General features: G+C 71.1%; 27 protein-coding genes and 1 pseudogene. 15 read left to right on the top strand and 13 right to left on the bottom strand.

All coding sequences use genetic code 11. The features are described from left to right. Positions 1 to 16 precede the first annotated feature (16 nt). Positions 17 to 1120, top strand: coding sequence for a Gfo/Idh/MocA family protein (locus AC3ET4_RS21990; protein ID WP_431951997.1), 1104 nt, complete (start codon positions 17 to 19; stop codon positions 1118 to 1120). A gap of 269 nt (positions 1121 to 1389) precedes the next feature. Here AC3ET4_RS21990 and AC3ET4_RS21985 read toward each other — a convergent pair whose 3' ends face one another. Next, on the bottom strand, positions 1390 to 1911 hold the full coding sequence (locus tag AC3ET4_RS21985; RefSeq protein WP_431951995.1) for a hypothetical protein: 522 nt from the start codon (positions 1909 to 1911) through the stop codon (positions 1390 to 1392). Positions 1912 to 2145: 234 nt separating this feature from the next. Here AC3ET4_RS21985 and AC3ET4_RS21980 point away from each other — a divergent pair, with 234 nt between their 5' ends. Continuing rightward, positions 2146 to 3486, top strand: coding sequence for a helix-turn-helix domain-containing protein (locus tag AC3ET4_RS21980; RefSeq protein ID WP_431951993.1), 1341 nt, complete (start codon positions 2146 to 2148; stop codon positions 3484 to 3486). A 207-nt stretch (positions 3487 to 3693) separates the two neighbouring features. Here AC3ET4_RS21980 and AC3ET4_RS21975 read toward each other — a convergent pair whose 3' ends face one another. Beyond that, the gene (locus tag AC3ET4_RS21975; protein WP_431951991.1) at positions 3694 to 4542 is read right to left on the bottom strand and encodes a helix-turn-helix transcriptional regulator; all 849 of its coding nucleotides are present in this window, start codon (positions 4540 to 4542) and stop codon (positions 3694 to 3696) included. Between the two features lie 136 nt (positions 4543 to 4678). On the opposite strand from AC3ET4_RS21975, the gene AC3ET4_RS21970 reads away from it, so the two are divergent. The 4 genes from AC3ET4_RS21970 (at position 4679) to AC3ET4_RS21955 (ending at position 8828) form a co-directional block, all read left to right on the top strand. Beyond that, on the top strand, positions 4679 to 5533 hold the full coding sequence (locus tag AC3ET4_RS21970; RefSeq protein WP_431951989.1) for an NAD-dependent epimerase/dehydratase family protein: 855 nt from the start codon (positions 4679 to 4681) through the stop codon (positions 5531 to 5533). A gap of 617 nt (positions 5534 to 6150) precedes the next feature. Then, positions 6151 to 6498: a carboxymuconolactone decarboxylase family protein gene (locus tag AC3ET4_RS21965; protein WP_431951987.1), complete on the top strand. Its 348-nt coding sequence runs from the start codon at positions 6151 to 6153 to the stop codon at positions 6496 to 6498. A gap of 164 nt (positions 6499 to 6662) precedes the next feature. Then, complete coding sequence (locus AC3ET4_RS21960; protein ID WP_431951985.1) at positions 6663 to 7076, top strand: SHOCT domain-containing protein; 414 nt, start codon at positions 6663 to 6665, stop codon at positions 7074 to 7076. Between the two features lie 162 nt (positions 7077 to 7238). Further along, positions 7239 to 8828, top strand: coding sequence for an MFS transporter (locus AC3ET4_RS21955; RefSeq protein WP_431951983.1), 1590 nt, complete (start codon positions 7239 to 7241; stop codon positions 8826 to 8828). A gap of 872 nt (positions 8829 to 9700) precedes the next feature. Here the strand turns inward: AC3ET4_RS21955 and AC3ET4_RS21950 are convergent. Next, complete coding sequence (locus AC3ET4_RS21950) at positions 9701 to 10369, bottom strand: Asp23/Gls24 family envelope stress response protein (RefSeq protein ID WP_431951981.1); 669 nt, start codon at positions 10367 to 10369, stop codon at positions 9701 to 9703. Beyond that, complete coding sequence (locus tag AC3ET4_RS21945) at positions 10360 to 10938, bottom strand: RNA polymerase sigma factor (RefSeq protein ID WP_431951979.1); 579 nt, start codon at positions 10936 to 10938, stop codon at positions 10360 to 10362. The genes AC3ET4_RS21950 and AC3ET4_RS21945 overlap by 10 nt, the downstream gene beginning before the upstream one ends. A gap of 211 nt (positions 10939 to 11149) precedes the next feature. Here AC3ET4_RS21945 and AC3ET4_RS21940 point away from each other — a divergent pair, with 211 nt between their 5' ends. From AC3ET4_RS21940 to AC3ET4_RS21920, 5 genes are all read left to right on the top strand, one after another. Continuing rightward, a complete protein-coding gene (locus AC3ET4_RS21940; protein WP_431951977.1) occupies positions 11150 to 11641 on the top strand; it encodes an Asp23/Gls24 family envelope stress response protein in 492 nt (163 codons plus the stop codon). A 103-nt stretch (positions 11642 to 11744) separates the two neighbouring features. Next, positions 11745 to 11933 carry a hypothetical protein gene (locus AC3ET4_RS21935; RefSeq protein ID WP_431951975.1) on the top strand — a complete coding sequence of 63 codons (189 nt, stop codon included), beginning with the start codon at positions 11745 to 11747 and terminating at the stop codon, positions 11931 to 11933. Further along, positions 11930 to 12343: an Asp23/Gls24 family envelope stress response protein gene (locus tag AC3ET4_RS21930; protein ID WP_488175951.1), complete on the top strand. Its 414-nt coding sequence runs from the start codon at positions 11930 to 11932 to the stop codon at positions 12341 to 12343. The genes AC3ET4_RS21935 and AC3ET4_RS21930 overlap by 4 nt, the downstream gene beginning before the upstream one ends. Before the next feature lie 195 nt (positions 12344 to 12538). Further along, positions 12539 to 13084: a DUF6286 domain-containing protein gene (locus AC3ET4_RS21925; RefSeq protein ID WP_431951971.1), complete on the top strand. Its 546-nt coding sequence runs from the start codon at positions 12539 to 12541 to the stop codon at positions 13082 to 13084. Between the two features lie 17 nt (positions 13085 to 13101). Then, on the top strand, positions 13102 to 13710 hold the full coding sequence (locus tag AC3ET4_RS21920) for an alkaline shock response membrane anchor protein AmaP (protein ID WP_431951969.1): 609 nt from the start codon (positions 13102 to 13104) through the stop codon (positions 13708 to 13710). A gap of 278 nt (positions 13711 to 13988) precedes the next feature. On the opposite strand, the gene AC3ET4_RS21915 is transcribed toward AC3ET4_RS21920, so the two are convergent. Beyond that, a complete protein-coding gene (locus AC3ET4_RS21915; RefSeq protein WP_431951967.1) occupies positions 13989 to 14438 on the bottom strand; it encodes a COG4315 family predicted lipoprotein in 450 nt (149 codons plus the stop codon). 6 nt (positions 14439 to 14444) lie between these two features. After that, the gene (locus tag AC3ET4_RS21910; RefSeq protein ID WP_431951965.1) at positions 14445 to 14672 is read right to left on the bottom strand and encodes a hypothetical protein; all 228 of its coding nucleotides are present in this window, start codon (positions 14670 to 14672) and stop codon (positions 14445 to 14447) included. A 166-nt stretch (positions 14673 to 14838) separates the two neighbouring features. On the opposite strand from AC3ET4_RS21910, the gene AC3ET4_RS21905 reads away from it, so the two are divergent. Both AC3ET4_RS21905 and AC3ET4_RS21900 read left to right on the top strand, forming a co-directional pair. After that, on the top strand, positions 14839 to 15141 hold the full coding sequence (locus tag AC3ET4_RS21905) for a hypothetical protein (protein WP_431951963.1): 303 nt from the start codon (positions 14839 to 14841) through the stop codon (positions 15139 to 15141). Beyond that, a complete protein-coding gene (locus AC3ET4_RS21900; protein ID WP_431951961.1) occupies positions 15138 to 15593 on the top strand; it encodes a hypothetical protein in 456 nt (151 codons plus the stop codon). The genes AC3ET4_RS21905 and AC3ET4_RS21900 overlap by 4 nt, the downstream gene beginning before the upstream one ends. On the opposite strand, the gene AC3ET4_RS21895 is transcribed toward AC3ET4_RS21900, so the two are convergent. The 6 genes and pseudogenes from AC3ET4_RS21895 to AC3ET4_RS21870 all read right to left on the bottom strand — a co-directional run bounded on the left by AC3ET4_RS21895 (position 15538) and on the right by AC3ET4_RS21870 (position 21164). Continuing rightward, the gene (locus AC3ET4_RS21895; RefSeq protein WP_431952035.1) at positions 15538 to 16095 is read right to left on the bottom strand and encodes a hypothetical protein; all 558 of its coding nucleotides are present in this window, start codon (positions 16093 to 16095) and stop codon (positions 15538 to 15540) included. The two genes, AC3ET4_RS21900 and AC3ET4_RS21895, sit on opposite strands and share 56 nt — an antisense overlap. Positions 16096 to 16336: 241 nt before the next feature. After that, positions 16337 to 16786: pseudogene (locus AC3ET4_RS21890) on the bottom strand (FtsK/SpoIIIE domain-containing protein); the annotation flags it as partial. 618 nt (positions 16787 to 17404) lie between these two features. Next, on the bottom strand, positions 17405 to 17992 hold the full coding sequence (locus tag AC3ET4_RS21885; protein WP_431951959.1) for a hypothetical protein: 588 nt from the start codon (positions 17990 to 17992) through the stop codon (positions 17405 to 17407). A 138-nt stretch (positions 17993 to 18130) separates the two neighbouring features. Next, entirely contained in the window at positions 18131 to 18541 is a 411-nt protein-coding gene (locus AC3ET4_RS21880; protein WP_431951957.1) for a hypothetical protein, read from the bottom strand. Positions 18542 to 18718: 177 nt separating this feature from the next. Next, positions 18719 to 19591, bottom strand: coding sequence for a helix-turn-helix transcriptional regulator (locus AC3ET4_RS21875; RefSeq protein WP_431951955.1), 873 nt, complete (start codon positions 19589 to 19591; stop codon positions 18719 to 18721). Between the two features lie 139 nt (positions 19592 to 19730). After that, the gene (locus AC3ET4_RS21870) at positions 19731 to 21164 is read right to left on the bottom strand and encodes an aldehyde dehydrogenase family protein (RefSeq protein WP_431951953.1); all 1434 of its coding nucleotides are present in this window, start codon (positions 21162 to 21164) and stop codon (positions 19731 to 19733) included. Positions 21165 to 21747: 583 nt separating this feature from the next. On the opposite strand from AC3ET4_RS21870, the gene AC3ET4_RS21865 reads away from it, so the two are divergent. After that, positions 21748 to 22155 carry a YciI family protein gene (locus AC3ET4_RS21865; RefSeq protein ID WP_431951951.1) on the top strand — a complete coding sequence of 136 codons (408 nt, stop codon included), beginning with the start codon at positions 21748 to 21750 and terminating at the stop codon, positions 22153 to 22155. A gap of 8 nt (positions 22156 to 22163) precedes the next feature. Continuing rightward, positions 22164 to 23309: an RNA polymerase sigma factor gene (locus tag AC3ET4_RS21860; RefSeq protein ID WP_431952029.1), complete on the top strand. Its 1146-nt coding sequence runs from the start codon at positions 22164 to 22166 to the stop codon at positions 23307 to 23309. 365 nt (positions 23310 to 23674) lie between these two features. On the opposite strand, the gene tnpA is transcribed toward AC3ET4_RS21860, so the two are convergent. Further along, positions 23675 to 24100: an IS200/IS605 family transposase gene (tnpA, locus tag AC3ET4_RS21855; protein ID WP_431951949.1), complete on the bottom strand. Its 426-nt coding sequence runs from the start codon at positions 24098 to 24100 to the stop codon at positions 23675 to 23677. Between the last annotated feature and the right edge of the window lie 35 nt (positions 24101 to 24135).

Below are 24135 nucleotides of genomic sequence, written 5' to 3'. Positions count from 1 at the left end.
CGGAAGGAGCGGACACGTGAGCGCGACACCCATACGGTTCGGCATCGTGGGCACTGGCTGGCGGGCCGAGTTCTTCGCCCGGCTGGCGAGGGCACTGCCCGAACGGCTGGCGGTGGCCGGCGTGGTGACGCGCTCAGCCGAACGAGCCGCCCGGGTGGAGACGGAGTGGGGGGTTCCCGCCTTCCGGACGGTCGGTGAACTGTGCGACAGGAAGCCGGAGTTCGTGATCCCGTCGGTGCCGTGGGAGGTGACGCCCCAGGTCGTGCGGGAACTCGTCGGGCACGAGGTGCCCGTCCTCGCGGAGACACCGCCGGCGCCCGACGTGAACGGGCTTCGCAACCTGTGGGATGCCGTGGGAGGCGCGACGCGCGCCGGGGGCGGAGGACTCGTCCAGGTCGCGGAGCAGTACACACGGATGCCCGGCCACGCCGCTCGGATCGCCCTCGTACAAGAAGGGGTGATCGGCGAGGTCACGTCCGTCCAGGTGTCCTCGACCCACATGTATCACGCGATGTCGCTGATCCGGCACACGCTGGATGTCGGTTGCGGGCCCGTGACGGTGACGGCCCGCGCCTTCACCGCCCCGCTCGCCGACCCGCTGTCCCCCGGCGGTTGGTCGGACGACCTCACGCCCAAGGACGCCGTCACCACTCTCGCTCTCCTGGACTTCGGCGGGGCCCGCACGGGCCTGTACGACTTCACGGACAACCAGTGGTGGAATCCGCTGCGCGCCCGCCGGATCGTGGTGCGCGGCTCGCTCGGCGAGATCGTGGACGACACGGTGGTGCGGATGGCCGATCCGCGCACACCGGTGGAGTCCCCGCTGGTGCGTCGCCGCACCGGCACCGACCTCAACCTCGAAGGGGCGGAGATGCACCACATCTCGTTCGACGGACGGGTTGTGTGGCGCAACGACTATCTGGGCGCGAGCCTGTCCGAGGACGACCTCGCCGTGGTGGACCTGCTGTGCCGTACGGGCGCATGGGTCCGGGACGCCGGCCCGGAACCGTATCCGCTGGCCGAGGGCTGCCAGGACCATCTGCTCGCCTTGGCCGTCGACGAGTCGGCGCTGACGGGGGCGCCGGTGACGACCGCGGTGGAGGCCTGGGCGGCCCGCTGATCCCACCGGTCGCCCGGCTCTGTTCGCGCCCGCCCCCGGCGCTGAGCCGATGCCTCGGTCCGGCCGCCTCGGCGCACCGGCCGGTTCGGGGCCCCATGGGGCGGGGCCCCGGACCGGTGGCGGGCGACCTCGACCGTCCGAGCCGCGGAAGCAGGCCCAGACCCGGGTGTCGATCAGCTGGTGCGGGGCACCGCCTCGTCGATCGGCGCAGAGGTCCTGCGGTGGCGACCGGTGAGGGCACATGCCCGCGGCTCATCGATGCCGTGCCGTCAGCGGCTGCTCGCGGTGCTGATGTCGGCGATGCGGTCGTATCGCTCCAGCAGCACGAAGAGCCTGGTCCTCTGCGTCGTCCCCTCGCTGCCGAAGGTCAGTGTGACGATGACCTCGTGGCCGTTGCCGACAGCGCCGTTGTCGGTCACCGTCCAGCGCGCCGGCACGTTCTGGGCACGCAGGACGCCGTCCGTCCCGTTCTCCTCCTCCCAGGCCGTCAGCCGCTGGGCGAAGTCGACCGTCAGGTAGTGCGTGCGAAGCACCGTGGCCAGGGCGGCGTCCGGGTCCTCGTAGTCGCCCTTCGCGTCGATGTACGCGCCGTAGAAGTCGGCGACCCGGGTCATCGCTTGGCCGGGCGTGCCGCTGACCGACCGCGGCGCGACGGCGGCTGCCTTGCCGGGGGCAGGGACGGACGCCCGTGCCGACGCGGTGAGCCCCAGCGGGAGGGCCACGGCGGCGACCAGCCCGGCGATCAAAGCGGTGCGGCGGACGTGCTTGCGGGCGGTCGTGTTGCTGTTCATCGGTGAGCTCCCCCGATTCGATGGGTTCGGATGTGCGTCGCAGTGCGGGCGGCCTCCTCGACCCTCGTGGTGCGGGGCGGCTCCGGCGACACCACGAGCGTCGGCGGCAGCACCGTCCGGGCACAACGGACGGCGCACCATCCGCAACGGTGGAACCGTCCCAGGCCTGTTGACCTCTCCTTACAGGGAGTGCCTGGGATGCCGTCCTGGGGCGCGTGGCGGGGAGGGGAAGCGGTGCCGGCCCAGGACGAGGTGGAGGAATTCGCGGCGCTGCTGCGGCAGCTGAAGGCCCGCACGGGCCGCAGTTACGCGGCACTCGCCCGCCGCCTCGACATGAACGCCTCGACGCTTCACCGGTACTGCGCGGGGGACGCCGTACCGCTCGGCTTCGCACCTGTGGAACGGTTCGCCGCGATGTGCCAGGCCAGTACGGCCGAACGGATCGAGCTGCACCGGCGGTGGGTCCTGGCGGTGGCGGCACGGCAACGGTCCCGGACTGCGGCCACGTCCTTGCCGGAAGACGCCGGAGCCCGCCAGGCCGGCGGCGAGGCCCTCTCGGCCGGTGGGGCGGCCGAACCTGCTCCCGCGGCAGCCGCCGGCCCGCTGCCTGCGGCAGCCGCCGACCCGGCGCCCGTGGCAGCGTCACGCCCCGCCGCGCGACAGCCCTGGCCCTGGCGCCGCATGGCGGTCACCGCAGCCGCCGTGACCGCACTGATCGCCGCCCTGGTCAGCCTGTCCGCCCTGCCGTCCGGGCTCCCCTGGACCACCGGTGACAACCAGGCGTCCGGCACGGCCACCGCGAAGACCGCGGGCGCACGGCAGACCTCCACGACACCGTCCGTACCCGCCTCCGCCACGCGGCGCCGATCGACCGGTGCGCCCTCGCCGGAGGCGCCCGCTGCTGCGGGTGACCCTTCGCCGGGCCCGTCCACGAACCCCTCCGCCACGGCCGTGCCCGCCGCCCCGCCCCTCACCTGGACCGCCGACTCCCAGCTCTGGGAACTCGGTTGCCAGCACGACTACGTCATCGACAAGGCGCCCGGGCAGGTGCCGCCACCCCCGGCCCCACAAGACGCCGCCCCATGGGCACGTACACAAGGCGCGGTGCACGGCGGCCACACACTCGTGGGCATTTCCGTGCAGGGGCGCACCGAGGCGGCCGTCGTCCTGGAAGCGCTGCGGGTCCGCGTCGTGGGACGGGCCGACCCGGTGAAGGGCACCGTCTATTCCACAGGCCAGGGCTGTGGCAGCGACATCACCCCCCGCTCGTTCGCCGTGGACCTGGACATGCGCCGGCCGATCGCCCACCCGGTCCAGGGAAGTGAGCACGAAGCGAGCACCCCGGCAATGCGCATGCCCTACCGGGTGTCCTCGAAGGACCCGGAGGTACTGCTGGTCGACGCCCGAACCGCCGCGTGCGACTGCCGCTGGTACCTGGAACTCGACTGGTCCTCGCAAGGCCGCACCGGCACCGAACGCATCGACGACCACGGCCATGCGTTCCGCACCAGCGGCATCGGGGGCCTGCCGCGCTACTGGTACGCGCGCGACGGTTGGACCCCCCTCACCGATTGAGCAGGCCCGACCGCCCACCGGCCCGCTCGCGCCCGAGCCAGGACCACGTCGCCGTCCCGCGTGCAAGGGCTTGCGCGCACCCTCTCAGAGAGCAGGCGGGTACCTGGCCGAAGGCAGGACAGCCCGGAGGCAGCGGCACCCGGACGGCACCAGGCCAACGGGCGCGACGCTACCGGAACAAGGCCGGGCAGGCTGGCGCGCACACGGTCAGGAACTCGTCGGCGTCAGGTCCTGCAAGCCCACCACCCGCAGCAACCGCAAGCGCTCGTACGACTCCGTGCCCGGGCGGGCCGTGTGGATGACGAGCTGCTGGTTGTGGTCGGAGGTGACGAGGATCTCGCAGTCGAGTTCGAGGATGCCGATCGCCGGGTGCCGGAAGCGTTTCGTGGCGGCGCGACGTACGGCGACCTCGTGTTCGTCCCAGAGGTCGGCGAACTCCTTGCTGGCGGCGCACAGTTCTGCGACGAGGGAGGCAGGTTCAAGGTCCGTGGGGCGGGCCGAGGCCACCGCTCGCAGACCGGCGACCTGCTCGCGGGCACGCTCCGGGCGGTCCTCGGGCGGGAACAGCTCCTGGGTCGCCGGGTCCAGGAAGAAACGGCGGATCATGTTGCGTTCTCGGGGCGGACGGGCGAGGACGTCTCCGCTCAGCGCCCGCGACAGCGCGTTCTGGGCCAGGACCTCGCCGCAGTCGGTCACCACCATCGCCGGGGTGTCGTGCAGACGGTCCAGCACCAGGAGCAGGCCCGGGCGCACGTGCGTGCTGGTCGCCTCCCGGCGCGGCGGCTCTTCACCGGTGAGGTGGAAGAGGTGGTCGCGTTCGTCCTCCGTCAGGCGCAGGGCGCGGGCCAGCGCGGTGAGCATCTGGCGGGACGGGCGCGGGCCCCGGGACTGTTCCAGCCGCGTGTAGTAGTCCACGGACATGCCGGCCAGCTGGGCGACCTCCTCGCGGCGCAGCCCCGGCGTACGGCGGCGGGCGCCTGCCGTGAGACCCACGTCGGAGGGGTCCAGGCGGGCGCGGGCGCGGCGCAGGAAGTCGGCGAGTTCGGGTCGGTTCACCTCTCCAGGGTGCGGGACGCCGTCCGGCTCATCCAGGGACTCCCGATCCCCTGATCGAAAGGTCTCTCCCGGTCGCTTCCGCATCCGCCGAGGGTGGTCGTCGACGACAGGTGACACAGTGCGTGAGGAGCACATCATGCTGACCTTGGTGACCGGCACGACGGGACAGGTTGGACGCCGCTTCGTGCCGAGGCTGCTGGCCCAGCGACAGCCGGGCGAGCAGGTGCGAGTCCTGGTGCGGTACGCCGCCCGCGGCGAGCGCTTCGCGGAGCTGGGCGCCCAGCTCGCCGTAGGGGACATGCGCGACGAGGAGACCCTCGGCAAGGCGCTCGCCGGCGTGGACGCCGTCGTGAACGTCGCCGCCTCCTTCCGCGGGGTACCGGACGAGGAGGCGTGGGCCGTCAACCGGGACGCCGCGGTGGCTCTGGGCCGCGCCGCGCAGGCCGCCGGCGTGCAGCGGTTCGTGCAGGTCAGCACGAACAATGTGTACGGCGTCGGGCGGGGCCGCCCGCTGACCGAGGAGGACGAGAGCCGGCCGGGCGGCGCGATGTGGGGCGCCTACCCCGCGTCCAAGGCCGAGGCCGAGCGCGAACTGCTCGCACTCGAGGACCTGGACGTACGCATCGGGCGGCTCCCCTTCGTCTACGGCGAGGGCGACCCGCACCTCGCCAACGTCCTGACCTGGGCCGCCCGTTGGGCACCGCACCAGCGCCTGCAGATGGCCCACCACGCGGACGTCGCCCAGGGACTGATGCGTCTGCTGTACGCGCCGGGTATCGCCGGCCGGATCTACAACATCGCCGATGACGCTCCCGTCACGACGGTCGAGCTGTACCAGCTCAACGGCGTCGACGTGCCCGCCGCGATCCACGAGCTTGCGGACCCCGACCCGTGGTTCGGGATCACGTCCAACCAGCGGATCCGCCGGGAACTCGGCTTCCGGCCGATCTACCCGAGCGTCTGGACGGCACGGGATGCCGGAGCCCTGTGACGGCCACTGAGCCGGGCTCCTGCCACGGGACGCGGAGGCGGTGGCATCGACTCCGCTCCGCCTGCCGCTGGTGACAGACGGCGCGCGGTATCGGTGACGACCACGGAGCTGATTCCCACCTGAGCCGGCGGCTGCGCGGGGTAACGTTCGCCGATGCCGCTCCCGGCTCCACTGCCCTCGGAGCGGCCCGGCCGGAGCCGTCTTCCGGCGCTTCGGCCGCGACCGGATGCAGACCCTCACCGACGCGGGCGGCACCCCCCGCAAGGACGCCGCCCACGCCGCGCCCGGCACCAGGCCGAGCAGCAACGCGAGGCCGAGCGCCAGGGCCAGGCGCCCGATCTGCTCGGACTGGGGGGGCGAAGTTCCCCGACGGCCGCCGGGGAGCCGCCCGAGACCACCCCGATCCCACCACGCATCGGCATCCTGTGCTGTGCGAGGACCGCCGGCGGTCGTGCACGAGGGCCCACCGGCGGTTCACCCCCTGGGGTTTACGACCACAACAGGGAGGAATCACTCAGAAGGTACTAGATGGGACATCTGTGATGCATGGGCCCAAAGTGCTGCGGATGACCCCACATGTGTGTCCAATGACGCACCGAACGAGAAGGTCGCCGATCATGACAGCAGAAGCCCCCGAGCGCACCCTGGGTGCGATGGCGCATGGTGAGTGGCCAGTCTTCGAGCAGATCGCGCGCATGAACATCGAGACGCTGCCGAACTCTGGCCTCGACGAACGTACGTACCACCTTGTCCGGCTCGCTGCGCTCGTAGCGATGGATGCGGCCCCGGCTTCGTACGTGGCGAATCTCAGCGTGGCGAAGGAGGCCGGACTGACCGTCGAGGATGCCAAGGCCGTGTGTGTGGCCATCGCGCCGATCGTCGGCAGTGCGCGAGTGGTGGACGCGGCAGGCAGCGTGCTGCGCGCACTCGGCTTCGCCGACCTCGTGAGCGAGACGGAGATCTGACACCGGCGGCAGCCGGCAGAGGGACGGCGCCGTGGAGGCCTCGGGTGCGATGCTCGGGGCCTCGCCCCTCGGCGCCTGCTCATCCGACCTCGGACGCCCCCGCGTTGTCGTGGGGTGCCGGGTGCTGACCGTGATGAGCTCCGGCATGCAAGAGGAGAAGCGACATGACTGGTCATGTGAACCTGGCCTACGACTATCCACTGCTCGGCGCTTTCTGGACCATGCTGTGGGTCTTCCTGTGGGTCGTATGGATCTTCCTTCTCGTCCGGATCTGGATGGACATCTTCCGTGACGACTCCTTGAACGGGTGGGCCAAGGCGGGGTGGTCCATTTTCGTGCTTGTTCTGCCCTTCCTCGGCGTCTTCGCGTATCTCATCGCCCGCGGCAAGGGCATGGGTCTTCGTGAGGCGGAGCAGGCGAAGGCCAAGCAGCAGGCCTTCGACAGCTACATCCGCGAGACCGCCGGCGCCGCCAAGCCGAGCACGATGGACGAACTCGCGAGGCTCTCCGAGATCAGGGCCCAGGGCGACCTCACGGACGAGGAATTCCGGCGTGCCAAGGAGAAGATCCTGCGCTGAGCGACTCGGGTTGGACGGAAGCAGATTCCGGCGGCTCGGGGGCGGTCCGGCGGGACATCCGTTTTCCGCTGCACCGAATCAGGTATATGTCTGCTTCATGGTGACCGGAGGGGTCGCGCGGACAAGCCGTGACGCACACCGGAGGCTCTGGAGGTGTAAGCGGTGAGGCGATGGCGGGCTCTGATCATCCTCGGTACCGCGCAGTTCCTGATGGTTCTCGACACCTCCGTCATGAACGTCTCGATCAGCCAGTTGGTGGAGGACTTCGACACCGACGTCACCTCGATCCAGGCCGTCATCACCCTCTACACCCTGGTCATGGCAGCCCTCATGATCACGGGCGGGAAACTCGGGGACATGCTCGGACGCCGCAGGGTGTTCGGCGTCGGCCTGATCGTGTATGCCACGGGCTCCGCCCTCACGGCTGTGGCCCCGGTCCTGTGGGTGCTCACCGTCGGCTGGTCCGTGATCGAGGGACTCGGCGCGGCGCTCGTCCTTCCGGCACTTGCCGCCCTCGTGGCCGGAACATACCAGGGCCGGGACCGGGCCGTCGCCTACGGGGTCGTGGGCGGCCTGGCCGGAGCCGGTATCGCAGTCGGGCCTTTGGTCGGCGGCTGGGTCACCACCTACCTGACCTGGCGTCTGGTCTTCGCGGCCGAGGTCGTGCTGGTGGCGGCCATCCTCTGGGGAATGCGCTGGATCGAGGAACAACCCCACCGCGGCTCCAGACCGCATCTCGACAAGGTCGGGGCCGTGCTGTCCACCGTCGGCCTGGCCTTGGTGGTGCTGGGCGTCCTGCAAAGCAGCAACTGGGGTTGGTTGCGGCCCCGCAACTCCCCCGTGACCGTCTTCGGCTTCTCCCTCACCGTCTTCGTCATCGCTGCCGGCGCCGTCGTGCTGTGGTTGTTCCGGTGGTGGGAGCGACAGCGGGAGGCACATGAGCATGAGCCCCTCGTGCGCTTCTCGTTGTTCGGCGTGCCCGCTCTGCGGGCCGGTCTTGCCGCGTTGCTCAGTCAGAACCTCGTCCTGCTGGGCCTGTTTTTCGTCATCCCTCTGTACCTTCAGATCGTCCAGGGACTCAGCGCCTTCGAGACCGGGCTGCGGCTGCTACCCGTGTCGATCAGCATGCTCGTGGTCTCCATGAGCGGCCCCCTGCTCGGCAGGATCGCCTCGCCCCGCACGGTGGTCCGTACTGCTCTGCTGGTTCTCATCGCGGCGATTCTCTGGCTGCTGGCCACCATCACCCCATCCCTCAAAGACCTTTCGTTCGCATGGGCGATGGCCTTGCTCGGCACGGGTATGGGCCTGCTCGCCTCCCAGCTCGGCAACGTCGTCCAATCCAGCGTCGGCGAGTCGGAGCGCAGCGAGGTCGGCGGTCTGCAGTACACCGCTCAGAACCTGGGTTCCTCCCTGGGAACCGCCCTCATCGGCTCGCTTCTCATCGGGTCACTCGTGCACGTGTTCACTGCGCGGATCGAAGGCAACCCGGAGATCTCCAGCGCGGCACGTCAGCAGGTCGGCATCACCATCGAGACGGGCGTCAGCTTCGTCGGCACCGACCAGGTGCGAGCCGCGGCAGAGCGCACCGGTCTGGCCAAGCCTGAGATCGACGCTCTCGTGGCCGAGTACGCCGACGCGCAGCTCGGCAGCCTCAAAGCCGCCGTCCTCGCCACCGCCGGCATCGCGCTCGCCGGTTTCCCGTCCACCCGTCACCTGCCGACGGACCGGCTTGGCAAGCCCTCAGCTGCCTGAGCTCGACGCTCACCCTCGCGGGTCACCCGTCCTGCGGACTTTCCCCGGGGCAGCGGGAACGGCCGTTCTCCACGCTTCGAGAGGTCGACTCACGAAGTACAGGAGAGCGGCCGCTGCCCATGCGTTTGCCCGTCGATGTGCCGGGACGTGAAGCGTCGGGGTCGCTCTCCTGGACGCGGTCCGGCTGGGCCGGGCGGACGACGCCCCCCAGGTCATCGGCCGGCCGACTCCAGGAATTCGCCGACCGGTCGGCTCCGCGGCCGCACCGAAACCCACACGGGACGGCCCTGGACGACCGCCTGGCTCCGAGAACGGGCACGGCGCCACGCACCACGACGTCGGAAAGACCGCCGAACGCGCCGAGCCGGCCAAAGAACGCAAGCAGCTCGATGGTGGACCTGCCGGACGGTACCGGCCGTTGCCGGATGTACGTCATCGCGGAAAGGGAGTAGGCGGCATCTCGAGGCGGGAGCCTTTGACGTCGTCATCACGGGGTCTTGTGTCAGCTGGTGCTTTGGTGATCTGAGTGACGGTCACGGTCACACGGAGGGCGTTTGCGGTGTCGTGAGGTGCAAGGAGAGGGGCCAGGGAGGTACGGGCCCGGTCGTGGACCGTGCGGGCGACGTCAACGGCTCGGTGCCCCTTGGCGAGAACGCAACGTATCTCCACCTGCCAGACGGAGTGGTCCGGGTCATGGTGGACGAGGACCCCTGACGAGGGTGAGGTGATGCCGTCGTCCGTGGTTCCCGGGATCGCGCGTGAGGCGGCATGGGCGAGACGGCTCGCGAGGCTGGGCTGTAGGGCGAGGACGCCGTTGACGGCCAGTGCGGCCTCAGCGGTGGCGTGGCGAATGCGTGCAGGGCTGCAGGCGGTCATGGGTTCTCGTCCGATGCATGGTGGGCGGGGCCCGGGAAGTACGGCGTTTCGGGCGTGGGGGCAACCTCGATCACCTTGATGTCGATGGATGCCAGCACCAGCCCCAGTTCGTGGTCGGCGGCTTCTGCTACCGCACGGCGTACGTGTTCGGCCGTCTCCGGAAGAGGGCGGTTCAAACCGGCGGCTATGGTCATGTTCGCGTGCACGCCTTCTCCTGGTTCGGCAGGGGCGAGGTGGCAACTGGCTGTGGTGACGCCGGGAACCTGATCTGCTGCGCGCCGCAGAGCGGCGGCGGCGGTCTGCTCCGCGATCTGCAGAGTGCGTGTGGGGTCGTCGAGGCGAAGCAGGGGTCCTCGTCGCACTTCGTCACGAACGATGTCCATGATGCGGGAGACGAGTCTGTGAGTGCTGGGTGGTTCCTGGTCTCGTAGCGCTCTGGTCGCCTGGTCCAATGCCGCGAGCCCTTCGATCGCGTCGCGGCAGTAAGGGCAGCCGGCGATGTGGGGATCGGCGGGGTGGCTGGTGTCCCTGGCCTGCTCCCAGGCGTGGCGGAGGGTTCGCCCACACGTGAGCACCTCGTCACCGGTGCGCAGCCGGACCTCGTCGAGAGCCGAGTTCTCTGCCGGCTCTTGCGGCGGCGGGGGAGGCTGGTCGTCTACTGCCATGGGCCCAGCGCCTCCTTCAGGGCTGTCCGAGATCGATACAGCCGCCCGCGGACCGTCTGCTGGGAGGTGCCGGTCGCGTGGGCGATCTGCGCATAGGACAGGCCATGGAGTTCCCGCATGATCCAGCAGATCCGCTGCCTCGGTTCCAGCGCGGCAAGAGCGTTCACCAGCGCGTCGGTGAGGGCGTCTTGTTCCGCGGCCCGCGCGGGTGAATTGCGCACGCCGGGGGCGGCGGGTTCGGCCACCGAGTTCAACGGTACCGGGACCGGGCGGCGGCGCAGGGCGTTCAAGCAGCGGTTGACGGTGATGCGGTACATCCAGGTACTGAACGCCGAGGCGTGGCGGAACTCGGGCAGGCGTCTCCAGGCGCTGACGAATGCGTCCTGGACGGCGTCCTCGGCGTCCTGGGCGTTGCCCAGGGTGTGGAATGCCAAGGCGAGCAAGGGCCGGCTGTGGCGCTGCACCAGGATCGCGAAGGCCTCGTCATCGCCTTCCCCGGCGCGCGTCGCCAGAAGATCGTCCGGTGCGTACTGCAAGGTGTCGGCCCTGGCCTGGGCGAGCGGCTGCACGGAGGGGCCGGAGCCGGCTGCTGCTTGGCTCGAGGGAGCGCCGGGGCCGCCGTGCCTCATGACCGCACCTCCTCCCTGCGGTGTTACACGTGCCCGACTTTTGATGCTTGATGTCGGTTCTCCTGATGTGTGACGTTTTGCCTTTGGGGTGTGTCCAATCTGTTGACAGGCGCCGCACCGGTGTCCGCAGCGATTGATCGAGGCGATAGCCATGACGGAGACCACCGATCGCCGTCCCACCAATGGGCAGGACGGCTCCCCCAGGACCGGTAGCAAGCTCAAGGGACCCACCGGCACCGACGCGTCCCCCGAAACGCGGGGCAAGACCACCATCGCCGACAACGTGGTCGCGAAGATCGCGGGAACCGCTGCCCGCGAGGTGCCCGGTATCCACAAGCTCGGTGCGGGCATGGCCCGCGCGATCGGCGCCATGCGCGAACGCGTCCCCGGAGCCGGGAGCACCAGCATCACCCAGGGCGTCAGCGTGGAGGTCGGCGAGAGCCAGGCCGCACTGGACCTCGATGTCGTCGTCGAGTACGGATACCCCATCGTCGAGGTGGCCGGTGAGGTCCGTGTCAACGTCATCTCCGCCGTGGAGCGCATGACCGGACTGCAGGTCGTCGAGGTGAACCTCGTCGTCGACGACGTGAAGCTGCCCGACGAGGAAGCCGAGGGCGAACCGGCCGAAGGCCGCGTCCGATGACGTCCGGCGACACGTGACGTCTGCCTTCCCGGCCGCCCCGGCCGGGAACGAAGCACACGCCCTGAAGCGATGGCGAACGTCAGCGTAGGACAGGTGAGGGAGAATGAATGCAGCAACAGTAGGGCTGGCGGCCGGCATGGCACTGGGATTCGCCGGCTACTTCGGCGGCTTCTGGGCTTTCCTCCTGGTGGCGGCCTTGGGCGCGATCGGTTTGGCCGCAGGCCTCGTCCTGCAGGGCGATGCCGATGTCTTCACCCGGCGGCGGGACGTGGCCGGACGGCGGTCACCGTGAGCAGCACCGCTGGTCCCGCCGAATCACCCGAGCGCCCGCGTGAAGGGTCTACGGACGACGGCCAGAGCCTCCCGCCGCCTGCCGTGCGTGGCGCGACGGCGATACCCGACCGGGTCGTAGCCCGCATCGCCACTCGCGTCACAAGCGAAACGCTCCACCGGCTCATCGGCCCCCGACGGGCGGGCGCGGATCTGTCCGCACCCAGTGCCCGCGCGACCACGTACGGCGAGACGGCACAACTGGCGTTGACGGTGGACCTCCCCTACCCCGCTGACATCGCTGTCACCTGCCGGCGGCTGCAGCACGAGGTCGCCGAAGGGGTGGCCCGACTGACGGGGCTGGACGTCCGCGACGTCACGCTGACCATCCGGCGCCTGGCCACTTTCGGCGGCCCCGGGCGCGTTCAGTGACCCCAGCCGCCTCATCGCCGCACGCAACCAGCCGATCGTCACGCACCGATCAAGGAACCCCCCATGACTCTCCCCTCCCGCACCGCACCGCCCGGTCGCCATGCACCGCGGCCCACGACCGAACAAGACGCGGACTCGGGCCGACCCGGCATCCGTGCTCCCGCGGCGAGGTCGCCGGCGCGCGACAGCCGAGGGGTGAAATCACCTCGCCTGTGGTCGGCACGCCGCATCCCGGCCACCGTGCTGGCTCTGGTGGCAGCCTGCGCCTTCGGGGTGACGCTGTACGACGTGATCGCAGTGCGCGCCGGGCAGCCCGCCGGGGCGTGGCGCACCGGTCTCGCCGACGAGTTGGCCAGCCGCCCGATCGACGACCTGTGGATGCTGCTCGGCGCCGCCGTCGCCGTCCTCCTCGGTCTGTGGCTGCTCTTCCTCGCACTCACCCCAGGCCTGCGTCGAATGCTGCCGCTACGGGCCCCCGACGGCTGTTCCGGACTGCAGGCCTGGCTGGACCGCCGGGGAGCCGAACTGGTGCTACGCGATGCCGCGATGCGGGTCCCCGGCATAGCCCGAGCCAAGGTCCGGGTCGGACGCCGCCGCATCATCGCCTGGGCGGAGGTCCGCTTCCGCGACCCGGAGACCGTCCGCGAGGACCTCACCCAGGCTCTGCGGGACCAGTGCCGCCAGCTCGCCCTGGCACACGCCCCACGGCTGGCGATCCGCCTGCGACACCACACCCGTTGACGCCCCGGGAGTGCGCCATGAACGGCCGATCCACACTCAACCGCCTCCTCCTGGCCATCAGCGGCCTGGTGCTGCTGGGTGGCGGGCTGCTGATCCTCACCGCCGGCCTTGACGTCTACCGCCGGCTCCACGTGGCTTTGCCCGCCGGCTGGCCGCTGACCACGTCCGACGACGTCCTGCTCAGCAACGCCGACCGGACCCGCTGGAGCGACCAGGGCTGGTGGTGGTGGCCCGCCGTCATCGCCGCCCTCACCCTGGCGACCGTCCTGGCTCTCCTGTGGCTGCTCGCTCAGTTCCGTCGCCATCGTGCCGGCTCGGTGCACCTGGGCGGAACGCCTCCGCCCGATGGTGTCGAACTGCGGGGCAGCGCACTCGGTGAAGCCGTCGCGGCCGAAGCAGGCGCTCTGCCGGGCGTCGCGCGGGCGGGCGCCCATATGACCGGACGCCCGGCGCACCCGCGGCTCGACGTCGCTGTCACGCTGACGGATCACGCCACACCCGCCCCAGCCCTGCAGGCGCTGTGTCGCGGCCCTGTGGCGCACGCACGCGAGTGCACCGGGTTGACCGAACTGCCCACCCGGGCGCGCTTCGACGTCGACCGGCACAAAGCGCGCCGCGCCGAATAGGGCGACCTCAACCGAACTGCGGGTCCAGGACGCGCACCGGCTGAGGTCCGCCTCCGGACCGCCCGCAGCGCCGGGTGGTCCTCACCCCTCGGCCGACCGGATGGCGGCGCAGGACGGCCATGAGACGGCACGGCTCACGGTGGACGTGGCGGCCCGGCGCATCCCGCGCCGGTTCGGCCTCGACCCACGCCGCGATGTGGCAGCCGGGTGATCGCCGTTGCTGTGACGGCCGTCCAGGCCACGGCGGGACGCCCGCGCGCCGCTCGTCACCGGCACACTCACTGCAGGGCCTTCTCGCCCGCCGGACCGGCCGCGAACCACGTGCCCTGTACGCCCTGACCGTTCAGGTCTCCCGGCTTGGAGTCGCCCGCGAAGCGGTACAGCGGCATACCGCCCACCGTGATCTGGACCGTGCCGTCCTGCCGCCGGATCGCGCCGACCTGCTTCTGGTCCACACCCGCGAGGTAGACATTGCCGCCTTCCTTGATGGTCACCGGCGGCCACTGCTGCGCGCACCGGCCGTTGCAGGCGGACTGGCCCGAACCAGGGGTGTCGTTGTCGAAGCGGTACAGCGCCGCCTGGTTGATGTTGATCAGGTGGGGTGAGGTGAGCGGCGCGGAGGTCACCGCGGAGAGCTGGACCCACTGCGGCGGTTGCTCCTGGACCGCGGCCCCGATCACGGTGCCGCCGGTGCCCGTCCTGCCCGCCTGGGCGGCGGTGCTGTCCACGACCTGCTATGTGGCGTTGCTCGAAGGCCGGCTCGGGGCCTGCGCGGGCGCGGAGGCCGCGGGGGCGGGCACGCCGTCCGACGGGGCGCTGCGGGGGCTGTCGCTCACCGAGAAGGTCTTGCCGCAGGCCGTCAGCCCGACGGCACCGCACAGGACGAGGGCGGCGACCAGGGCGGCACCGCCGTGCCGCCGGACGGAAGAGGCCGTCCGCTGCGAGATGGGGAGGAGAGTCACATCCTCCACACGACAGCAGATCCGGAATCGTTCACGCAGATCGGGAAGTGAGCTCGATCACGCCGGCGGACACGGCGGAACCGCCCCGGGCTGAACGAACGGCGGACCCCCCACGTGTGCGTCATGGAAACCGTTCGCAACGACCGTCAACCATGTGGGGAGTCAGGTGTCCGGAGACATTTTCATTCCCGGAGACGAGCTGGACGCGGCGCGCAAGGCCCTCGGGTTCGTGGAGGACAACATCGACATCGGGCATCACACGTTCGACTTCGAGAAGGCCTTCGGCCCCGAGCTGTCCGGACACGGCGCCGCCCAGAACTTCGAGAACAAGTGGAACGACGGCAAGAAGCAGCTACGCAAACAGGTCGCGGACCTGAAGAAGGCCATGGACAGCATCATGGACAGTTTCACCAAGACGGACGACGACGCCGTGTCCAACCTCGACAGCGGATCGGGGGGCGGCCAGTGAGCACCGCGCAGCGTTTCCTGCTGGACGTCCCCGACCTGTGGGGCGAGGTCGACATGAGCGGCGGCGCCATGGCGGCCGCCCGCGCCGAGGCTCTGTCCCGCATCGACGACCCGGTGGCCCGGGCGCAGGTGAACGACATGTTCCGTCAGGGGCGCGACCTGCTCAGGTCCGCCCGCAACCACGGGGCGCTGCTGTCGGCGGGCACCGTCACGCAGTACGACGAGGGCCTGTTCATGGCCTACGCGATGGTCTTCGCCGTGTCGACGCCCGACGGTGTGGAGCTGACCCTGCCGCTGATCTCGGCGCAGATGGGGGTGGCGTCGGCGAGCGGGAAGGCGCCGAAGGACAGGGCGGTCACCTCGGTGCGGATCCCCGAGGTGGGCACCGTCGCCCGGGTCACCGGCACCGAGGTGACCCGGGTGACCGCGGACATCGACGTGGAACTGCCATGAACAGCTCGGCGTCGTCGATCACGATGACCGCGTTGTCCTCGGGGACGCTGCCCAGCACCTGGCGGAAGTCCGCCACCGACACGTCGGCGTCGGTGATGACCGCGGCGACGCCCGGCCGTCCCTCGAACGACCGCCGCAGGGGCGACCTGCGCGGCGCCAGGACGATCAGGCCCGCCCCCGCGTCGAGCACCGAACGGGCGGCGCTCAGCAGCGCCGTGCTGCGCCCTGTGCGAGGCGGCCCCGCGATGACGAAGGTGGGCACTTCGGACAGGTCGGGGGCAAGGCCCCCCAGGGTGTCGCCGCCGACCCCCACCAGCGGGCGCATGGGCCCCGCCTGCGGGCGCAGGGCGACCGCCTGCTCGTAACCGATCCTTTCGGGCAGGACGTCCAGGCGTGCGGCGCGGCGCTCTGCCGGCACCGCGGCCTCGCGCCGGGTGATCTCCTCGCCGAGCGCCGCCAGCGCCGCAGCCTGCGCGGTGCCGGAAAGGTCGGGATCGAGCACCGCGAGCTGGACCTCGCTGAGGTCCTGGGTGCGCAGGGGCGCGGCCGGGGGCCGGGTCGCCGGGGGCGGACCTGGTGGGGACGCCCACCGAGGAGTAGTCGGCCTTGTCGTTCAGCCGCAGGACGAGTTTGTCCTCGGTGGTGCCCGCGAAGCGGCTGTTGCCGAGGACGCGGTCTCCCGCGAGGACCACGTGGATGCCGACGCCCGCGCCGTCGCGCAGCAGCCTGATCATGCGCTCCAGGTAGCTGCCGTTGTCGAAGGCGGCGTACTCGCGGTCGAAGACCTCGAACCGGTCGACCATGAGCACGATGTGCGCAAGCCGCTCACCCGGCTCGGACATGCGGCGCAGTTCGGCCAGATCGGCGGTGCCGCGGGATCCCAGCACACCCTGACGGAAGGTGAGTTCCGCGGAGAGCCGGTCCAGGAGGCGGCCGAGGCGTTCGGTCTGGTTGCGGTCGACGACGGCCCCGCAGTGGGGCAGTGCCGTCAGCGCGTTCAGCGCCCCGTTGCCGCAGTCGATGCCGTAGAGGTGGACGTCGTCGGCGCCGTGGGCCTGGGCGAGCGCGGCGGCCAAGGTGCGCAGTGCCTGCGACCTGCCGCTGCGGGGCGAGCCGATGATGTGCAGGTGGCCGGCCCGGTCGAGGTCGAAGGTGAGGGCCGAGCGGCTCTGCTGGGCGGGCAGGTCGACCATGCCGTACGCGACGGCGGGCAGGGCCGCCTCGCGTTCGGCGGACGGCTTGGGCGCCGCCGCGGGCTCCCACTCCAGCACGTCGGGGATCAGTTCCGCCGTGCCGTCCAGGCGCACCCGGACCCGGGCCGCGACCGGCGGCGCGTCCCCGGCCAGCCTGATGCGGCAGGTGCCGTCACTGCCGACGTCGTAGTCGCCCGGTACCAGCCGGAACACGATGGCCGCGCCGGGGCCCGACACCACCTTCAGCTCGGTCCTGCCCTCGGGCTCGGGCACGTGCGGCAGCGGTGTGCCGAGCCCGAGGGTCATGCCGTCGCGCACCCCGGCGGACTGGATGGTGGCCTCGGCGTCGACGGGGTCCGGACCTATGTAAAGGGTCGGTGCCCCCGCGCCGCCGTCGCCCGCGTGGCCGACGGCACGCGCCACTTCAGCCGCGAACCGGCCCGCCTGCACAGCGGGTTCGGTGTCGACGACGACAGTGGTGGGCGCCTGATCGACCAGCGGATCAAGGACGCTGACGTTCAATCGCACGGCTTGGTGTCCTTCTTCGTGTGTGGTGTGCGGTGGGGTGCTGCGGGCGACGGGCGCGCGGCACCTGGCGGTGCCCTGTCACGGGGCCTGTCACTCGCTGGTGGTCTCCGGCCGCTGGGGTGCGGGCCCGTCACCGGCGCCGGTGGGGGTTGTGGGGGAGGGGGGCAGTGGGACGTTGGCCGGGTCGTTGGCTGTGTGGGTGCTGGTGGGGGATGTGGGGGAGGGGGGCAGTGGGACGTCGGCCGGGTCGTTGGCTGAGTGGGAGCCGGTGGAGGTGGTGGGCGACGGGGGCAGCGGGACGTCGGCCGGGTCTGTCGGGCGGGGCGATCCGGTGGCGGGTGAGGCCGGCGGGCTCGGGTATGCGCCTCCCGCCGACGCGCCGCCCCCGGAGCCCTTGATCGGGATCTTGTCCGCCAGGCCGCCCAACGCGCTGTTGGCATGCGCCTTGCCCACCGGGCCCACCGCGAGTTTCCCCGCCGAGTTGGTGGCCTCCACGGTGAACGCGCCCTGGACGTCGCCGCCCTGGGCCGCTGTCGCGCCCACCTTGCCCCCGATGACCGCACCCTCCTCGACGAGGTCGGGCAGGTCGTTGATACGGCTGCGCAGCTTGTCCATCGCGTCGCCGCGGCCGGTCTCGACCTGCCCGGCTTCCCCCGGTGCGTTGCATCCACGTCCCACACGTGCCGGGGTGCGGGCACCGTTCAACCGATCGTCGAACTCTTTCCGGGACGGTGCCGTGTGAAGGGTGAGCCACCGCCCGCCGGGTGATCCCGCGCGGACGCCGGCGGGCGGCGGACGGACCGGGCATCACGACTTTCACAGGTGGGACAGATGAGGGAAGGCACCGAGGTCACACCTCGGAATGGGGCCACGGGCGGCGACACCCGGCACGATGGCCGCCGGGTGGTACGGGCCGTGGTGCTCGTGCTGCTGGGCCTGTGTGCCCTGCTGGGCACGGGCCCGGCGGCGCAGGCGGCCGGTTACGAGGTTGTCCGCGTTGCGGTGCCCTTCCGCGTTGCGGCCGCAGTCCTCCGTGAAGGTGCCGGTGGAGGCGCCCGGTCCCGGAACGGGCGGTGCGTTGCGGGGCACGTCGTGGATGTCGACGAAATCCGGGGGAGGGGAAGGGCCGATGCCCGATCCCGCCCCGTCGGCGCCCCTGGTGGCCGCCGACATCACCAGTGCCAGCGATGTCACCACCGCCACCACGGCGATGAGGGAGAGGGACATGGCGGCACGGACCAGTCGAATTCGTCGTTGCGCGGGCTTCAGGGTGCCACAGCGGCCGCCGCGCTCTCACGGCCGTCCCCCCTCTGACCAGGCTGGTCACGCGGTTCGCCGGCATGGGCCCGACGTCCGAGGGGCGTCGAACGCCGCTCATCCGCCCCACCCGATCGCGGTGAGCCGTCAATGGGTGCCGGGGGCGTGACGCTCCAGGACCGCCTGGCCGGGCGGTCGCTGGCCGAGCACGGAGAGCAACTGGAGATTGGTGTGGCTTTCCGTGCCTGGCACCGCGGTGTACACCAGGAGCCTTTGCGACTGGTCGGGGTCGACGAGCGTCTGGCAGTGCAGTTCCAGGAGTCCGACCTGCGGGTGCTGGAAGCGTTTCGCCGCGCAGGAGGGACCCAGCACGGGATGCTCGCGCCACAGTGCGGCGAACTCCGGGCTGGCCTGGTGGAGCGCGTCGACGAGTTCGCCGACCGGAGAGTCGCCGCCGTCGCGGGTGTACGCGCCGTACAGGTCCGCCGCCATCAGCCGGCTCTGCTCGGGAACGTCGATCTCGGGCACCAGGCGCGAGGACGGATCGGTGAACCAGCGGTAGTGCGCGCTGCGGGACCAGCCGGTGTAGACCGTCTGGTCGCCGAGCAGCGCGACGGCCAGGCGGGTCTGTTTCAAGGTCTCGCCCAGGTGGTTCATCACCTGGGCCGGAGTGTCCTCCAAGCGGTCAAGGATGCGCATCATGCCCGGGTTGAGGTGGTCGCCGCGGCGCACCCTGCGCGGCAGGGCGTGGCCGGCGAGCCGGAACAGGTGGTCGTGCTCCTCGAGCGACAGGTGCAGCCCGCGGGCGATCGCGGCGAGCATCTGCTCCGAGGGGTGGGGGCCGCGCGGCTGCTCCAGCCGGCTGTAGTAGTCGACCGACATGTCGCACAGGGCTGCCACCTCCTCGCGGCGCAACCCGCCGGTGCGCCTGCGCCGGCCGCGCGGCAGCCCGATGTCCTCGGGTTGCAGGGCTTCACGGCGTGCCCGCAGGAACGCCGCCAGCCCGGCTCGGTCCGTCATGTGGCCCTCCCGTCCTTCATCGTCCGTGGGGTACGGGCCGCCCACAGCGCAGGGTAACCCGGCGCCGCCGGCCCTCCCCGGTGGCGGCCGCCGGGCCGCGGACGTTCCGGTGAGCGTCCGCGGCAATCGGCGGCGTCGGTCAGCGGGTGATCGCCTTGGTCTCGAGGAACTCCTCGAGCCCGGCCCGGCCCATTTCCCGGCCGTTGCCGGACTGCTTGTAACCGCCGAACGGCGCCTGGAAGTTGTGGGGCCCGCCGTTCACGTCGACCTGCCCGACCCGAAGACGCCGGGCGATCGCCATGGCGTGCTCCTCGTCGCCGGTGACGGCGCCGTTGAGTCCGTAGACCGTGTTGTTGGCGATCTCGACCGCGTGGTCGTCGTCGATGTAGGGGATCACCACCAGGACGGGGCCGAAGATCTCCTCCTGGGCAATGGCGGAGTCGGGGTCGACATCGGCGAAGATCGTGGGCTTGACGTACGCGCCGGTCTCGAAGCCCTCGGGGCGGCCGGCGCCGCCGACGACGAGCGTGGCGCCGTCGGCGATGCCGCGACGGATGTAGCCGTCCACGCGCTGGCGCTGGGCCTGTGAGGCGAGCGGGCCGATACGGGTGCCCTCGTCGGCGGGGTCGCCGACGGTGTAAGCGGCGGCGGCGGCGCGCAGCTTCTCGACGACGGTCTCCTGCAGGTGGCCGGGTACGAGCATCCGCGTGTAGGCGCCGCAGGCCTGACCGCCGTTGGCCCAGGCGTAGGCCAGTCCGCGGTTGACGGCGAAGTCGAGGTCGGCGTTGGGAAGGATGATGTGAGCGGCCTTGCCGCCGAGCTCCAGTGCGACGCGCTTGACGGTCTCGGAGGCGGCGGCCGAGACACGCCTGCCGGCGGCCGTGGACCCGGTGAAGGACACCATGTCGATCTTCGGGTGCCGCGAGATGGCCTCGCCGACCACCGGACCGGTGCCCTGCACGACGTTCAGCACACCGGCCGGCAGACCGGCCTCGGAGGCGATCTCCGCGAACATCCGGGCGCTCAGCGGCGAGAGCTCCGACGGCTTGAGGACCACGGTGTTGCCGGCCAGCAGAGCCGGGACGACCTTGGTCACGAGCTGCTGGAGGGGGAAGTTCCAGGGGGTGATGGCGCCCACCACTCCGATGGGCTCGCGGATGATCAGCGAGTTCTCCACCGTCTCGGTCCACTCGAACCGCTCGGCCGTCACGATCGCGGCAAGGGTCGACGCCACCGGGAAGCCGGCCTGCGCCTGACGCGAGAACGTGATCGGTGCGCCCATTTCCAGGGTGATCGTTGCGGCGATCTCCTCGGAGTGCTTCTGCATCCTTTCGGCCACGCGCCGGATCACGGCGATGCGGTCCTCGGGCGCGGTCGCCGACCAGGTGGGGAAGGCGGCGAGCGCCGCGTCCACGGCCTTGTCGACGTCCTCGGAAGTGCCCTGGGCGACGGTGGCGACCACGGAGTCGTCGGCCGGGTTGATGACGTCGATCAGAGGACCGGAACCGGGGACCGCGCGGCCGCCGATCCAGTGGGACGGGGCCGGGAAGGGAACATCGGGGGTTTCGTTCATACCGACAGACAACAGCGGCCGCCGCGCGGCATCCATGCCCGGCCATGCCCATGATGCGCGTCACTGCCCACAACGGGGGAGTCCGGGGCCGGAGACACGGTGAGGCCAGACGCGCTGGGGGAATCCGCCGGACGGGAGCGAAAGACACAGCCGGCCGCCCGTCCGGAACGCCCAGGGCCGAGGCCCCGCCACGGCGTCCTTGAGTTCTGACGGTCGTCGTGGCGGGGCCCCTCGGTCGGCTCTGACGCTTGCACGAGTCCGTGCCGGGACGCTCCGAGCGGGGACCCTAGCGCGCGCCGGGCCCGGCCGGGAGACCAAACCTCGCACGTGAGGCTTTGGACCGCTGGACCACGCGGCTCTACGAAGACTTCGCCGCTGTCCACCACTGGGACCGAAGGTCGGCCCCGTTGGCGTGCTCCCTGGACTTCAGGCCAGGGAGCACGCCAAAGCCCACTCCGGCGTACCGGCTCATCGACGCGGCCTCGAAAAATCTTGGGGCGGTGATGTCGAGAACCCGCGGCTGGCTCCGTCCCCGTGGTGAAGGCGACCACAATGGGCCGCACCAGCACCGAGGAGAACCACGATGGCCAAGTATCTGCTGCTCAAGCACTACCGCGGCGCACCGGCCGCGGTGAACGACGTACCGATGACCCAGTGGACGCCCCAGGAGATCTCCGACCACGTCCAGTACATGCAGGACTTCGCCGCCCGCCTGGAGAAGACCGGGGAATTCGTCGACGGCCAGGCCCTCGCCCCCGAAGGCGCCTGGGTCCGCTACGACGGCGAAGGGCGGCCACCCGTCACCGACGGCCCGTTCGCCGAGACCAAGGACCTCATCGCCGGCTGGATGATCATCGACGTCGACACCTACGACCGCGCCCTCGAACTCGCCGGCGAACTCTCCGCCGCCCCAGGCGCCGGCGGCAAGCCCATCCACGAATGGCTCGAGGTCCGCCCCTTCCTCACCGCCCCGCCCACCATCACCGAATGACCGCTCCCATGAACGAGGCCCAGCTCCGCAGCCTCACACCCGCGGTCCTCGCCATCCTCGTCCGCCGCGGAGCAGACTTCGCGGCGGCCGAGGACGCCGTGCAGGACGCCCTGGTCGAGGCGGTCCGCGTCTGGCCTGCCGACCCGCCCAGGGACCCGAAGGGCTGGCTGGTCACCGTGGCCTGGCGCCGGTTCCTGGACGCGACGCGGTCGGACACCGCCCGCCGCCGACGCGAGGACCTCCTCAGCCAGGAACCGGCCCCCGGGCCCGCGCCTTCGGCGGACGACACACTCCAGCTGTACTTCCTGTGCGCCCACCCGACGCTGACGCCATCGTCCGCGGTCGCCCTCACGCTGCGCGCCGTGGGCGGGCTGACCACCCGCCAGATCGCCCAGGCCTACTTGGTGCCCGAGGCGACCATGGCGCAGCGCATCAGCCGGGCCAAGCGCACCGTCTCCGGCGTGCGGCTCGACCGGCCGGGTGACGTCGCCACCGTGCTGCGCGTCCTCTACCTGGTCTTCAACGAGGGCTACTCCGGCGACGTCGACCTCGCCGCCGAGGCCATCCGCCTCACCCGCCGGCTCGCGGCTGCGATCGACCACCCCGAGGTGGCAGGACTGCTCGCCCTCATGCTGCTCCACCACGCCCGGAGGGCCGCCCGGATGGCGTCGGACGGCAGCCTGGTACCGCTCGCCGAGCAGGACCGCGGCCGTTGGGACACCCGGGCGATCGCCGAGGGCGTCGAGATCCTGCAAGCGGCTCTCGCCCACGACCGGCTGGGCGAGTTCCAGGCACAGGCCGCGATAGCCGCGCTCCACGCCGACGCGCCCACCGCCGAGGAGACCGACTGGGTGCAGATCATCGAGTGGTACGACGAGCTGGCACGACTGACCAACAGCCCGGTCGTCCGGCTCAACCGCGCGGTCGCCGTCGGAGAAGCCGACGGGGCGCGCGCCGGCCTGGCGGCGCTCGCGGCGCTGGACGACTCGCTGCCCCGGTACGCCGCGGTTGCCGCGTACCTCCACGAGCGTGACGGGGACCTGGCGACAGCGGCGACGCTGTACGCGGAGGCGGCCCGAAAGGCACCCAACCTCGCCGAGCGCGACCACCTCACCCGACAGGCCGCCCGGCTCAACTCCCGTTGGAACGGCTGACACGTCACGGCTCTGTTCCGAGCAGAAGGCTGTCGGCGTGACGGAGTCGGTCCACGCCAGGGAGCCTTTCACGCGCCCGATCGGCTGTTGATCTACCGTCAGACCCCGTCCCCAAGGGGCCTTCCCGGGACCCTGCAGCCCGCTGACCGCACGCTGTCCTGCCCGGCCCGGAGGGTCGTCAAGGTCAACGGCGCGCCCGCACCGTCCGCGCCCGGGCGGACGGGCGGGCCGTGGCGGCCCCTACCGCTGATCTTGCGAGAGCGCCCCGGCCTTCAGGCCGGGGGTGAATCGCATCTCAGAACTGCTCTGACCTCAACCGTGGGCGCGGGTCCGCACGGTCTACCCGGGCCCACGCTTGGCCGCGCTCAGTCCGGGCGCTTCTGCTGCGCGATGTAGTCCTTGACCATTTGGAGCGGCGCACCGCCGCACGAGCCGGCGAAATATGAGGGCGACCAGAACCGGCCGTGCGTGATCGCCTGGTTGACCCGGCCGGTGAACTCCGCGCGCAGGCGGCGGGAGGAGACGCCCTTGAGGCTGTTGACCAGGCTGGCGAGTGCGACCTTCGGCGGGTAGTGCACGAGCAGGTGGACGTGGTCTGCCTCGCCGTTGAACTCCTTCAGCTCCGCTCCGAAGTCCTCGCAGACCTTGCGCATGACCTCTTCGCAGCTCGTCAGCATCTCGTCGTCGAGGACGCCGCGCCGGTACGTGACAAAGACCAAGTGCGCATGCAGGTGGTATACGACCGTTCGACCCCTGCGAATATCGGGATTCGGTTCCCATCGTGGTGACATAGGCCAATGGTAGAGTGATCGTCGTGCAGCTCCGG

Source organism: Actinacidiphila sp. bgisy167 (assembly GCF_057707665.1).
The sequence above is the reverse complement of the archived record's forward strand: the minus strand, read 5'-3'. Positions and strand labels throughout refer to the sequence as shown.